This window comes from Runella aurantiaca (genome assembly GCF_003339505.1).
Taxonomy (GTDB): domain Bacteria; phylum Bacteroidota; class Bacteroidia; order Cytophagales; family Spirosomataceae; genus Runella; species Runella aurantiaca.
The window spans coordinates 208299-221135 of record NZ_QPIW01000007.1; the positions used below are offsets into that span (position 1 = coordinate 208299).

Sequence of the window (12837 nt, forward strand, 5' to 3'; positions counted from 1 at the left end):
TTATCAAAATCAGGCAGCCTTAATGTTGTTTGGACCCCTTAATTCTTTGACGGTAATCTCGCTTCCTTTTCGACACGACAAACGTTGCTAAACTTCTTCCTTTGTCTTCATGGCAACTTTGGGATTATACCGCCAATTCAAAAGTTATATTTTTGATGCTTACAACTTATCGGGGCTAATAGGCTGAGGAACAATATTTTCGATAGGCTTGCAGCTTTTCAAATAAGCAAAAATGGCCACCAAATCCTCTTTCTTGGCATGGACATAGTCTCGCCAAGGCATGGGCGGCAGCAGAGGCCGAGCCGTGCGAATGCCTTTGCTTTTGCCCTCGGTAATAGCAATGAGAAACTGTTCTTCCGACCATGAGCCAATACCCGTAGCTTCGGGCGTAAGATTGGCAGAAAACGATGCCCCCCAAGGCCCCACGGCGATGGTGGTCATGGGGTGAAACAACACCCAATCTTGGGTTTTCACCACTTTGCCCATTGGGATTTTGGCAGGGTGTCCACTGAGTCCTAAATCAGGGTCAGGAATTGGCCCCTGCGGAGTCATTTTCTTGGGAGCGTGGCAGTGGGCACAGCCCATCATTTCGACTAAGTATTTTCCTTTTTCGATTTGAGCTTGGGTGTATGCAGTTTTACTTTTCAGGCTTTGTAAGCCCCCTCTGGACAGGCCGCGCAGGGCTTGCGGGCGAGTAAAAGAAAACAGCACAACAACACTAAAAACCACAAGAGCGAGGATGGAGATTTGTTTTTTCATTTGAAAATTAAAGCTGATTGATTAAAAGACAAATTTGGAGACCTATTGACAAAAAGTGTTAAAAAAAAGACATACTTTCTGCTTATAATTAGGTACCACAAACGTAGCCGTAAGCCCTATTTCAAAGAAGAAAAATGGGGTGAATAACATTCTTTGGGGTGAATGTCAAAGCTGAATACGTAGAACTACCTGAAAGAAAAGTATAAAAAATGTCGGCAGTCTAATGACACCTACATTTTGGAGATTAAATTTTAATAAGGCCTGTCCAGATTAAGTCACCCGCTCCGCCACCGAAGCCGTGCAGAAAGCCATTTTGCAGAGAATTGTCTAGACCTCAGGCACTCAAAATTACCTGCTTGGCATAGCCTCGCGATACGGGCAGAGGCTCTGCCACTTGCCACAAATGAAGTTTATACCCCTGGGCATTGCCCGATACTCGATATACTTTTTGAAGATTAACCATGTATGACCGATGGCAACGGCGTATATGCGACGCTCTAATTTGGGATTCGATACGACCTAAACTACTACGAAGGAGTTCTTTCCTGATTTTTTGTTCTTCCTGAAAAACCACCGTTACGTAATTATCGTCAGCCTCAATATAACATAAGTGTTGGGGCAAGATGGTAAGTTTATCTTTTCCATTTTCAGCTACGAGGGTCAAAATGGACTCTTCAACTGACATTTTAGATACAATCTCACTAGACGCTGGGTAGGCAAGTGCCTCTTCAACACCTACTTGCGCTGGGTGGCCATCGTTCCACTTGAATCTATAATATCGGAAACCTACAAAAGCTCCTGCAAGAAAAAAGCTGATAACTCCCATATAAAACAGTATAGAAACAAAACCTCCAACCGTAGCGGAGATTTTACCAGAGTTTGGCAGAACAGAATTGGCAAAATTTCCGATGGCAAAAATTAAGATTAATCCCATTATAAATATAATCTCACTTGCTGCCGTCCATCTCTTTTCGTGATATACATTTAGAAAAACACGGTCCAAGACCTCAATCATAAAATGTACGCACAAAGGCGCAATCAGTGTGTAGCCTAAAATAAGACGTATTCTAAAGGAAGGGTCGGTGATTGTCGATAACTGAAAGGGCTCAAAAATGCATAAAAAGAGAAAAATAAAAATTGATACACCTATAACCACAGGGGTATTATGCCAACTAGGAGTGTAGGCAATATGAGGCTGCAAAAGCCAATTATTGAGTTTTTGAAGCATTTTTGAGGGTAAGAGTGTATTCTTATGCCTTCAAATGTATTTTTTAAGGAGTGAAATACCAAATGTAGTAAACCTGAATTGATTAAGCGGTCAATGATAGGCTTTTAGCTTAAACATCATGTCGATTCAAAAGATATTCTTACACCGCCGTAAAACTCATTCCAGCGGCTTCATCAGCCAATCGACGGGCATTTTCTTTGCCCAAATATTTGTCAATTAAATAATGCGCTATGTACAAAACGGGCGTTGTCAACAACGCAATACAGCCTTTGTAAATGTAATTAATGCTTCCTACCTGTAAAATCTGCGTTAAAGACCAGTTACCGAAAAGGTAAAAGGCAATAAAAATCACGACGAAGCTATCTACCAGTTGCGAAAACAGCGTCGAGCCCGTAGCTCTCAACCAGATGTATTTGCTGCCAGTACGCCGGCGCAACCACGAAAAAATGGTTACATCCAACACCTGCCCGATTAAAAAAGCGACAATCGAACCAAGCATAATGCCGAGACCTTGCCGAAAAATCGCGTTGAAAGCACCGTCAATGTTCATGGCGTTTCCGTGACTGTCCTTACTGTTAATCTCCAACCAAAATTGGGCGGGAGGCAATGACGTAGTAGCATAAATGACGACGTACATGTAGGCGATAAAAATGGCCGTCAGGTACGAAATACGGCGAACGCCTTTTTTTCCAAAATACTCGTTGATAATGTCGGAGGTAATAAACACAATCGGCCAGTTGACCACCCCCGCCGACATGTTAAAATCCAGCGTAGTACCAAACAGCGGCAACTGAGCGGGTGAAGTGCCAAGTAGGGCTTCAACGGAGAATATTTTGACGCCGATAATCTCCGCAATCAGCGCATTGGTCAAAAAAAGACCACACAAAGCGAGGAACAGAAACTGCTTTTTCTGTTCAAAAGGTGTAGAGGTGGGCATGGGTAGGCGGGATGCGATATGGGTTTTATTCGTTGATATAATTCAATTGTTTCCAAACGTCTTCCATCGTATTAACCGGCAATTGACAGGTTTTGTTAAAGCAAACGTACACTGTTGTCTGCTCTTGTTTGGCAATGCGTTCCTGCAAAAGTGGCAAATCCGAAACCGTTTTTGTACCCACCAGTATTTTGTTTGGCACAAAACGCTCTTCTAATTGTTTACGGAAATGCTCCATTTCTTCTCCAACGATGGCTATTTCGGCCGTAGGCTGCGCCCTTAATGCGTACAATGCCGCCCAATTGGTGCCCCATTGTACGTCGGTCAGGAGCGCATTCCGCATTTTTGCCAACATCCAATCCGATAATTTTACGTAGTCGGCGTAGTCAAACAATGTTCCTAAGGCAAACAGATTATGGGCCATGAGCGAATTGGAGGCGGGCATCACGTTGTCAAAAACCTCTTTTTTCCGTGCAATCAATTCTTCGGCGTTACTATCCGTAAAATAAAAGAGTTCATCTTCAGCGTCGTACATATTCTCGGCGGCGTAGGCCATCAAATGCAACGCTTCGTCGAGCCATTCTTCTTCAAAAGTAGCTTGATACAGACCCAAATAGCCATTAATGACCGCCGCATAATCTTCCAAAAAACCGACAATACTCGCTTTGCCATTTTTATAACTATGCCAGAGTTGGTGGTTTGGCGCGGTCATTTTTTCTTTCAAAAAATGCGCATTTTTTAAGGCTAATTTTTTAAACTTTTCTTCGCCAAACGCCCGGTAAGCATCGGTTAGGCCTTTCAACATCAACCCATTCCACGAAGCAAGAATTTTATCATCCAACCCGGGCCGAATGCGGTTTTCCCGCGCTTTGAAGAGTTTTTGAAGGGCGTTTTGGTACGCTACTCCTTCGGCTTCTTTCTGTGGAAAAGGGGTTACTAAATGCAAATGATTGTAGCCATGCTCCCAGTTCCCCGAGGCTCTGATATTGTACAATTTAGAAAACCATCCAAAATCTTCCCCTAAGATTTCTTTCAATTCGGCCTGCGTCCAGATGTAAAATTTCCCCTCAATTCCTTCGCTATCGGCATCAAGCGCCGAATAGAATCCGCCCTCTATACTCGTCATTTCGCGGGCCAGCCAATCAATGGTTTCGTACACACGGCTTTTGTATAAATCACTCTTGGTCAGGGTATATGCTTCCGAAAAAATGCTTACCAACTGACCATTATCGTAAAGCATTTTTTCAAAGTGCGGAATAAACCACTCATCATCTACCGAATAACGCGCCCAACCACCCCCTACATGGTCATAAATCCCCCCCAATGCAATACGGTTGAGCGACAATTCAATGTGCCGCAGTGCTTCTGGATTGTGAGAAACGGCATAGTATCGCAACAAGAATTTATAAATGGAAGGCATGGGGAATTTGGGGGCCCGATCCATCCCGCCTTTTTCGGTATCAAAATGGCCCTTAATTTTCTCAAACATTTCGTCCAAGTCGTTCCGCATTTGGACGGAGGAAAATGATTGCGCCGAAGCAAGCCCTTCTCCTATCTGGGTGTCTACGTGGAGGTTATATTTTTCAGATTCTTTGACCAGCATATTGTCCGTAAAACCAGCAGCCGATTTTACCAAATCTTCGTGATGATTCACAAACGCATTTTTAACACTGCCTAGCAATTGCACCCAATTTTGGGCGGGCAAATACGTAACCCCGTAAAACGGCTTGGCGTCGGGCAGCAAAAAAACGTTTAGTGGCCAACCGCCCCTCGCCCCCATGGCATGAATAGCGTCCATGTAAATGGCATCAACATCGGGGCGCTCTTCGCGGTCTACTTTTATACACACAAAATCGGCGTTCATTACACCCGCAACCTGCTCTTTTTCAAAGCTTTCTCGCTCCATCACGTGGCACCAATGGCAAGCCGAATAGCCAATGCTTACGAGGATGGGCTTATTTTCGGTACGGGCCTTGGTCAATGCTTCTTCTCCCCACGGATACCAATCTACAGGATTGTGGGCGTGTTGAAGCAAATAAGGCGAGGTTTCGTTTATGAGGCGATTTGACATGGCTGATTGTGTGGGTTAGTAAAATGATACATTTGGAATATGAGGAAAATATAAAGGTCGATCACAACGGTTTTTCCATCATAAAATCTTCCATCAGAAAGCCATCGCCGATGTCAATGGTCTCATTTCCCACGATGTTAAAACCCATTTTTTCGTAAAAACCAACGGCTTTGTTGTAACGATTTACGTTGAGCAACAGGGCTTTATTCTGGTTTTCGGTAGCAATTTCTCCGACGCGGTCAATGAGCAACGCCCCCACTCCTTTTCCCTGACTGGCGGGCAATAAGTAAATCTTATGAATTTTTGTTTTAGGTAACCCACTATAATTCAACTCATAAGAAACATATCCGAGGTATTCGTCACCTTCTTGGGCCAAAATAAAGACGTGCCCTTTCTCATCTATCTGGCTCGTCAGCGACGGAATGCTGTACATCCAGTCGAGCATATAAGCGATTTGTTTTTCGGAAAGAATAGCCCCAAAAGTAGCAGGCCAAGTTTCGTAAGCAATGCGCTTGATTTCGGGCAAATGCACTTTAGAAGCGGTAATTAGTTCAATCATTCTTGGTTGTTGGGCTTTTTTCTAAAACAGTTTTTGGTTTTCAAAGTTCCCCAAAAAGATGAGAGACTTCTCTACCTTGCAAACAACGCTAAAATTGAAAAATATCCACGCTAATTTTCTTATTCGTTCGTTATTTTTGCAGAATCCGCCCTTGAGGTACGCAGTAAATAGTTTTCCTTGACCGGTTATCCCTAACGCTATGCGCTTTCGTCTATTTTTCCAGTCCTTACCTAAACAACATTTAGCACTTCATTCTTGTGGTCTTTTTATTGCTTTAATGATGACTTCATGTGCGGTTTTCAGAACGTCGGAAGCCCCTTCGAGAAGTACAAACTCACGACCCGCAACAAAGGCTCCCGCGTCCAAACGTCCGTTGGCGGCTAAGCCCAAAGGTGCTTATGCCAATTACGTTCGCAATGTAGTAAATACGGCCCGCACCTTCACTGGAACGCCCTACCGCAGCGGAGGCAACGACCGTCGCGGCATAGACTGCTCAGGATTGGTTGCCAGTGTTTATACCGAAGTGGGGCTTAAAGTTCCCCGCATCTCGTGGCAACAGGCCGAATTTGGCACCGAAGTAGAAGAAGTACACGACATCAAAGCGGGCGACTGGATTTTTTACGTACCAGATGCGGGCAAAGCGGGCTACGTATCGCACGTGGGCATCGTGACCGAAGTAAGGGGTAAAAACGAAATCATGTTCATCCACGCCTCTTCGTCCAAGGGCGTTCGGGAAGACAATCTCTATTCTAAATACTTCAAAAACAGATTTGTAAAGGCAATTCGGCCTTTTTGAAAAATCATTCTACGTCCGCCACTAGTCGAAAACCAATGGTATTGTTGGTAAATGTATCTGGATTTAATGTTTTCAAGTCTTCTCCAAAAATAGGTCCTCCCCTGTAGGTAACGCGACAGAAAATACTGCCGTACATAAATGACCCGCCACGATGCGACCGAACGGTACCAGGGGTTTGTTTATCAGGTCCACGTGGATTGGTCTGTGCGGCATTTGTATAAGGAGCATACCAATCTCTGCACCATTCCCATACATTTCCACTCATATCATACAGTCCCAAACTATTAGGGTTGAGTTTTCCAACATTCTGCGGACCGCTTCTGGAATTTCCATCGTACCACCCTACACTTGTAAGTACACTGCTCCCAGCATAACTCGTGGTTCTTGGCGACTTTCCGCCTCGGGCGGCATATTCCCATTCGGCCTCGGTTGGCAGTCGATAAGGCTTGCCAGTTTTATCGCTCAGCCATTCACAATAATCAACCGCATCTTTCCATGTCACACTCCTGACAGGATTATCCTCCGAATCTGCGTCAAAACCTACTGGTTTAGCATGCCCTGTATCTTCGCAAAAATCACGGTATTGCTTAACCGTGACTTCGTACTTAGATATATAGAAGCTATTTAATGTTACCGCATGCATTGGCAGTTCATCATCCATCTTTAACATACTCTGTTTATATGTCTCTATTTCTCGGTCAGTAGAGATTCTGCCCATTGTAAAACTTCCTCCTTCTACAAGCACCATCAAGGGGTCTAGAGAAGGTTCTTCCCACTTACATCCCATCCAAAATAGGAACGAAAAGCACAAAATAATTTTTTTCATAATATTTCAGCAGCTAATAATTTCAATCAAAAACGATACTGTAACGCTACCCCCCAATTGTCCGAAGTAGGCTCTATGCGCAACGCTGATGATCTTGCCTTGGGCTTTTTAAGCAGCAAAATTGTTTCTGCAATGATTGCTCCAGCGGCTACTCCCAAACAAACATTGTATATCTTGGTTTTGCCTTGAGCATCTTTTACTTCTTGGTAGGCTTTCTTCCAATTGGCATACTCAGCACGCCCTGTACCTAGCGCATAATATGCTTCCAATTTGGAATTATATTGGCTTCTGAGCATAAAAGCATACACCCCCGCTCCTATTCCCACCGCACCAACGGCAATTTTAGGGACTAAATTTTGGTTAGGGGCAGTGGGCAATTTTACTTCTTGAATAGGCTTGGTTTCTTTTTTTGCTACCTCTGGTCTGGTGATGGGCTCGGCAGGTTTGTTATCTACCGACTTTTGTGTTTCTACTGGTTCTTTCGGTGTAGTTTTGGGTTCCTGCTTCGCTACTTTTGCAGCCTCCGCTTTTTTGTCAGTATCGGCTTTCAGTTCTTTTTCAGTCGTGTTGATAAGATTTGCCAATACCGCTTTGGTTTGGATATCGGCGTAAGGCATGGCTTCTTCGTAGCTTTTCTTTGCCTCAATAAATTGATTTTTAGCAAATTGCTGGTTGCCTCTTTGCTGAAGATGCTCGGTGATTAGTCGCCGTGTGATGGGGTCACCGCTGTTTATTTCCAGAATTTTTTTCAGATACGCCAACCCTTCCAAGCCGTTGCCGCGAGCCAATGTATTTTTGGCATCGGTCTGAAAAGCTGCCGCCATACGACAGAATTTGATTTGCTCTTTTACGTATGCATCACTCCCAAAAGAAGGCACGTTGAGACAGGCCTCATATTTCTTCTGGGCCGCTTCATAGTCTCCTCTTTTAAACAAATCATCCCCCTCTTTTCGGTTTAATTCAGCGATTCGAACGTTTTCTGACTCTTTTTCTACCTTCGGTGGCGTTTTTTTCGGAACCGTTTGGGTGTTTGCTTTCTTAAGCGCATCATTTGCTTTTTTGAGTTGGCTTTTGCAGTAGGCATCATTGTCCCGAATCCGGAGGGCCCGCTCGTAATTATCCTTTGCGCATTGATAATCCTGTTTTACAAAACAGGCATCTCCCCGCTTTTTATAGTCATCAAAAGTGACTTTTTGGGCAAAAGACGCTCCTGAAAGCAGGAAAAGCGTCAGAAACAGAAGGAGTGATTTCATGGGCGTTCGGAGGAGCTAAATGAGAATTTTCCACGACGAAAGGAATTACTTCCGCTCATTGTTACGCCAATTTAACGCTTATTCTCCTCACCCACAACGATGATTTACTTAACGGTAAACGCCTACGCGCCTAAGAAGGTTACTCTAACAACGCCCCCAATTGTTTACCAGCGATATACCCTGTCGTCCAAGCCGCCTGAAAATTATACCCACCCGTAATGCCGTCAATGTCCAATATTTCTCCCGCAAAAAACAGCCCCCGTACCTTGCGACTTTCGAGCGTTTTGGGGTTTACGTCCGACAACGCCACGCCGCCGCAGGTGACAAATTCTTCTTTGAACGTAGTTTTGCCGCGTACATCCAGTTGAAAATTGGTTAAATGCTCCACCAATCGGTTCATATTCTTGGCGGGCAAATCCGCCCACCGCATGGTATCGGGGATGTTGGCCAGTTCAACCAACTGCTTCCAAAGCCGTTGGGGCAATCCAAAAGGCGCTTGGGTTGGCACAAACTTGGCCCGCCAACCCGAATCGCGCTGCAAATCGGTGAGCTGCTGCAAAATTTCGTTTGGCTTTTTATTGGTAAAATTAACCAACGACACAAATTGATAGTTTTTGTCCGACAACTCACGCGCCCCCCACGCCGACAGCCGTAGCACGGCGGGGCCGCTCACGCCCCAGTGCGTAAAAAGTAACGGCCCCGTTTCTACCAATTTGCTACCCGCCAATTTCACGCCCACGCCACTGACCGAAACACCCATCAGGTCTTTGAAAGGAATAACAGGAATATTAAACGTGAACAATGAAGGTACGGGAGTCACAATTTCAACCCCCAACTCACTCAGCCAATCATAGCCACTCAACTGCGGATGCCCGCCTGAAGTAACCAGCACCCGGTCGGCGTGGAGTACCTCGCCCGATTGCAGCACCACCTCAATGCCCGTCGGAACAGGCTTCAATTGAGTCACCCCTGCCCCCGTCCTAATTTTTACCCCTGCATGATGGGCCGCTTTCATCAAACAGTCTACAATCGTGTCGGAGGTGTTGGTGGCGGGAAACATCCGTCCATCTGGCTCGGTTTTGAGCGGCACGCCGCGCCCTTCAAACCACTTGATAGTGTGTTGATTGTTGAAGGTTTCAAACAAAGAACGCAAAAATTTAGCCCCGCGCGGGTAGCCTTTCAATAACTCAGGCAAGGTCGCTACGGCATTGGTCACGTTGCAGCGGCCGCCCCCCGAGATGCGTACCTTATTGAGTAATGTTCTGTTTTTTTCCAGAAGAATAACGTTGGCGTCTTTGAAAGTTTCAGCCGCTGTAATGGCGCCCATAAAGCCCGCCGCTCCGCCGCCTATGACAATGAGTTGAAGTTGTTGCACATTCAAAAATTTGGTATTTAGCTGCAAATGTCCAAAAATCTTTGCGCATCTGGATGCTAAACGCGAGGTTTTATCCCGTTCTTTGCAATAATTATCAAAAACTCTAACATCGGAATGCACCGCAAAGGATTACGCTTGGGGAATACCCTTTTTTTACTTTTCTTTTTTATTGTTATCGGTCTTGTGCTACACTATCGCGGTCGGACCAAACCGCTCGTGGCCTTTTGGAATGATGTAAAGAGTGTATTTGTTTACGATAAAAACCCACCAGAACGCGGCAAAAATCCTTATAAAGTCCCCGAATCAAGCGATGTGGCCGTTGATGACCGCACCGACGACGATGTAGCTTCTGACGACCGTACGTTGTTGGAAAAAGAGGGGATTGACAAATCTTCAAACACCACAACCGACGAAGAAACCGAAGAGGAAAGTACGTCTTCAGCTACCAACGTCGAATACGCGAAGGTGAAGGATTTTAACTTTCCTGCCATCGGCTCCAATGACCAAATCATTCGCCATCATAAGATTACGCTGCGTTATCGCGAGCAATACGAACAGGCCGACTGGGTCGCTTATAAATTGACCGGCGACGAAGCCCGCGCTTACCTCTCCCGCGACGGCAACAAGTTCGTTCCAGACCCACTTGTACCTACGGGTTCGGCCATCACATCAGATTATACCCGTACGGGTTATGATCGTGGTCACTTGGCTCCCGCTGGTGATTTCAACATCAATCCTTCTGACAAGCAGGAAACCTTTTACATGAGCAATATTAGCCCACAAGTGCCTGACTTTAATCGTGGTATCTGGAACGACTTGGAACAAAAATTTCGTCAATGGGCCCAACGTGACGGCGAATTATACATTGTAACGGGCCCCGTACTTAAACCAGGCCTGCCCACCATTGGGAATAGAAATGAGATTGCGGTGCCCGAAATGTACTATAAAATTGCCCTGTGCCTCACCGACGACCAACCTCGGATGATTGGTTTTGTGCTCAAAAATGAGTTTTCGAGCGAAAACCTCAAAACGTTTGTGGTTAGTGTGGATGAAATTGAACGATTGACGGGTATTGACTTTTTCACCCGTTTACCCGATGCACTTGAGAAGAAATTAGAAAGTGCCAATACCACCAAAGGATGGTTTTCGGCCCGCAACTAAACCACTAATCATTGATTCGTAGCACCACCACGCCGCTGTGTTTTTTGATTTTAGCGAGGTAATCAGCCAAAGGCTCGACCGAGAATGTTACTTTTTTTAGGTCAGAAGAAGCGTGTAGAAAATACGCCCGGGCCCCTTTTCGTACCACAAAACCTTCATGGTTAAAATCCAATCCCGCAATGCCAGAGGTTATACCAATAATATCCCCATCCCGTAATTTAGACTCTATCGCAGCGACCTTGTTTTTAGGAATATAAAACCACGGTATTTGGGATAATTGCTTCTCGACATTTTGTATTTCAGCCACCGTTTTTTCATCGTTCAAGGCGGGATAAAACCCTCGATGAGTGGTCATAAACTGAATTGTGGGCTGTATTTTCAACCCGCCCAATGACTCCGTAACGTCCACAAGCCATCCTTGGGCCACGGCCTGATGTTTCCATTCGAGAAAATAATGAAGCCGTGAGCTATATCCCGTAATTTTTCCGTTGCGGTAGCGCAATTTTTGGAGGAAATTTTGGTATTTATCATACCTGCCCGACGCTTTTTGGGTCAGCATCAGGGCCAGCACTGATTCCACAAAAGTGTAACAATCAAAGGTTTGCAAATCACACACGAGGGCTTCAGGCGTTTTTTCAAGGGTATGCGCAACGTAGGGTTTTCCCAAGAAGCTTTCTGCGATGTGCAAAGCGCTCTCGGCATGGGTCGCTTTGGGAGGCAAGCGCATTTTTTCGGCAAACACCGCCTCTGTTTGGGCATAAAGCGACTTTACAAAAAGGCCAATAAGCAAAAAAATAATTGCAGGGGTCTTTGTCATAATCGGGTTCTGTCAAGCTGAAACCTTAAAAGTAAGCGGCATCTCGAACTAGTTTGAATGGCCAAGAGGGTATGCCTGACTAAAATAAAAAAAGTACAAAATTCACTCGTTCTAACAACCAGCAATTTACAATTTGAAAAAATATCCTGAACCTTACACCCATGAAAATAGTTTAAAATAGTGAAAGAATCAGCAACCTTTAAGCGATTTTTAACGTATAGTGACTTGACTTTATTAGGTATTTTTGTTATGTTTAAGTAAAATTTTTGTTAAGTCTGATGAAATCTATCTCAACCATAATTCTGGCTTTTTTGCTCCTTTCCGAAGTGGCATGGGGTCAGCAGCGTCGTGCTAAAACAAACCTTGAAGACGAGGAGGAAGAATATTCTACCATAACAACCTACGGAGTTACGACCAATACCAACTCTGGCCTGTTGGGTGGATTGGTGGTTCGACATTCAACCCGAATGGATAAAGACCTGTTTGGAAGAGCGCAGTACCGTTATTTAGCCCTTGAATTGGTCAACGTACGACACCCAAAAGAACTCGCTCAATCAAGCAACACGGGCGCACGATTTACGCCCGGCAAACAAAATTATCTTTTTGCGTTGCGTCCGCAATATGGCCGTGAAATCATCCTTTCCAACCGCAACAATGAAGAAGGGATTTCCATCAACGGGATATTGGCCGTCGGCGCTTCATTGGGGATATTGAAACCGTATTTTATTCAGTACCAAGTACGCCCCGGCGTGGTTCGTACCGAAGCTTATGACCCGATTAAACACACCGATTTGGGCAATATTTTGGGCGCTGGCAACATTATGCAAGGCATCGGACAATCGAAAATCGTGCCGGGCGTCAATGCCAAAATCGCGTTCAGTTTTGAATTGAGTGCCTTTCGGAGCAATCTCACTGGTTTGGAGATTGGCTTCCTGACCGAACTCTTCAGCAAAGCCCCCGTGATTATACCTTTTGCCGAAAATCGTAGTTTGTTCACTTCTGGTTACGTAACTTTGTTTTTCGGTAACAAGAAATAGCCTTCGCTAACAGTTAGTTAT

General features: G+C 45.0%; 12 protein-coding genes. 3 read left to right on the forward strand and 9 right to left on the reverse strand.

Translation table 11 applies throughout. The features are described 5' to 3' along the window. Window positions 1-159: 159 nt before the first annotated feature. From DVG78_RS11315 to DVG78_RS11335, 5 genes are all read right to left on the reverse strand, one after another. Window positions 160-759 carry a c-type cytochrome gene (locus tag DVG78_RS11315; RefSeq protein WP_114461186.1) on the reverse strand — a complete coding sequence of 200 codons (600 nt, stop codon included), beginning with the start codon at window positions 757-759 and terminating at the stop codon, window positions 160-162. Between the two features lie 334 nt (window positions 760-1093). Continuing rightward, complete coding sequence (locus DVG78_RS11320) at window positions 1094-1693, reverse strand: LytR/AlgR family response regulator transcription factor (protein WP_158550010.1); 600 nt, start codon at window positions 1691-1693, stop codon at window positions 1094-1096. Between the two features lie 433 nt (window positions 1694-2126). Then, window positions 2127-2924 (reverse strand): queuosine precursor transporter, encoded by a 798-nt coding sequence (locus DVG78_RS11325; protein WP_114461188.1) that lies wholly within the window; start codon window positions 2922-2924, stop codon window positions 2127-2129. Between the two features lie 25 nt (window positions 2925-2949). Further along, window positions 2950-4992 (reverse strand): thioredoxin domain-containing protein, encoded by a 2043-nt coding sequence (locus tag DVG78_RS11330; protein ID WP_114461189.1) that lies wholly within the window; start codon window positions 4990-4992, stop codon window positions 2950-2952. A gap of 61 nt (window positions 4993-5053) precedes the next feature. Then, window positions 5054-5551: a GNAT family N-acetyltransferase gene (locus tag DVG78_RS11335; protein ID WP_199563233.1), complete on the reverse strand. Its 498-nt coding sequence runs from the start codon at window positions 5549-5551 to the stop codon at window positions 5054-5056. A gap of 277 nt (window positions 5552-5828) precedes the next feature. Between DVG78_RS11335 and DVG78_RS11340 the strand changes: the two genes are divergently transcribed. Then, window positions 5829-6347, forward strand: a complete 519-nt coding sequence (locus DVG78_RS11340; protein ID WP_229598202.1) for a C40 family peptidase — start codon at window positions 5829-5831, stop codon at window positions 6345-6347. 4 nt (window positions 6348-6351) lie between these two features. Here the strand turns inward: DVG78_RS11340 and DVG78_RS11345 are convergent, their stop codons facing one another. The 3 genes from DVG78_RS11345 to DVG78_RS11355 all read right to left on the reverse strand — a co-directional run bounded on the left by DVG78_RS11345 (window position 6352) and on the right by DVG78_RS11355 (window position 9801). Further along, window positions 6352-7173 (reverse strand): formylglycine-generating enzyme family protein, encoded by an 822-nt coding sequence (locus DVG78_RS11345; protein WP_114461191.1) that lies wholly within the window; start codon window positions 7171-7173, stop codon window positions 6352-6354. 26 nt (window positions 7174-7199) lie between these two features. Beyond that, window positions 7200-8426: a hypothetical protein gene (locus DVG78_RS11350; protein WP_114461192.1), complete on the reverse strand. Its 1227-nt coding sequence runs from the start codon at window positions 8424-8426 to the stop codon at window positions 7200-7202. Between the two features lie 139 nt (window positions 8427-8565). Then, entirely contained in the window at window positions 8566-9801 is a 1236-nt protein-coding gene (locus DVG78_RS11355) for a BaiN/RdsA family NAD(P)/FAD-dependent oxidoreductase (protein ID WP_114461241.1), read from the reverse strand. A 114-nt stretch (window positions 9802-9915) separates the two neighbouring features. On the opposite strand from DVG78_RS11355, the gene DVG78_RS11360 reads away from it, so the two are divergent. Next, window positions 9916-10962, forward strand: a complete 1047-nt coding sequence (locus DVG78_RS11360) for a DNA/RNA non-specific endonuclease (RefSeq protein ID WP_114461193.1) — start codon at window positions 9916-9918, stop codon at window positions 10960-10962. Between the two features lie 4 nt (window positions 10963-10966). On the opposite strand, the gene DVG78_RS11365 is transcribed toward DVG78_RS11360, so the two are convergent. Then, on the reverse strand, window positions 10967-11779 hold the full coding sequence (locus tag DVG78_RS11365) for an N-acetylmuramoyl-L-alanine amidase-like domain-containing protein (RefSeq protein ID WP_114461194.1): 813 nt from the start codon (window positions 11777-11779) through the stop codon (window positions 10967-10969). Window positions 11780-12057: 278 nt separating this feature from the next. Between DVG78_RS11365 and DVG78_RS11370 the strand changes: the two genes are divergently transcribed. Next, a complete protein-coding gene (locus DVG78_RS11370) occupies window positions 12058-12816 on the forward strand; it encodes a hypothetical protein (protein WP_114461195.1) in 759 nt (252 codons plus the stop codon). The last annotated feature ends 21 nt before the right edge of the window (window positions 12817-12837 follow it).

Bases quoted from the DNA above. Each gene is read 5' to 3' on its own strand.
- DVG78_RS11370 (WP_114461195.1), top strand. From the start codon at position 12,058: ATGAAATCTATCTCAACCATAATTCTGGCTTTTTTGCTCCTTTCCGAA.
- DVG78_RS11335 (WP_199563233.1), bottom strand. From the start codon at position 5,551: ATGATTGAACTAATTACCGCTTCTAAAGTGCATTTGCCCGAAATCAAG.
- DVG78_RS11350 (WP_114461192.1), bottom strand. From the start codon at position 8,426: ATGAAATCACTCCTTCTGTTTCTGACGCTTTTCCTGCTTTCAGGAGCG.
- DVG78_RS11325 (WP_114461188.1), bottom strand. From the start codon at position 2,924: ATGCCCACCTCTACACCTTTTGAACAGAAAAAGCAGTTTCTGTTCCTC.
- DVG78_RS11320 (WP_158550010.1), bottom strand. From the start codon at position 1,693: ATGGGATTAATCTTAATTTTTGCCATCGGAAATTTTGCCAATTCTGTT.
- DVG78_RS11345 (WP_114461191.1), bottom strand. From the start codon at position 7,173: ATGAAAAAAATTATTTTGTGCTTTTCGTTCCTATTTTGGATGGGATGT.
- DVG78_RS11315 (WP_114461186.1), bottom strand. From the start codon at position 759: ATGAAAAAACAAATCTCCATCCTCGCTCTTGTGGTTTTTAGTGTTGTT.
- DVG78_RS11365 (WP_114461194.1), bottom strand. From the start codon at position 11,779: ATGACAAAGACCCCTGCAATTATTTTTTTGCTTATTGGCCTTTTTGTA.
- DVG78_RS11330 (WP_114461189.1), bottom strand. From the start codon at position 4,992: ATGTCAAATCGCCTCATAAACGAAACCTCGCCTTATTTGCTTCAACAC.
- DVG78_RS11340 (WP_229598202.1), top strand. From the start codon at position 5,829: ATGATGACTTCATGTGCGGTTTTCAGAACGTCGGAAGCCCCTTCGAGA.
- DVG78_RS11360 (WP_114461193.1), top strand. From the start codon at position 9,916: ATGCACCGCAAAGGATTACGCTTGGGGAATACCCTTTTTTTACTTTTC.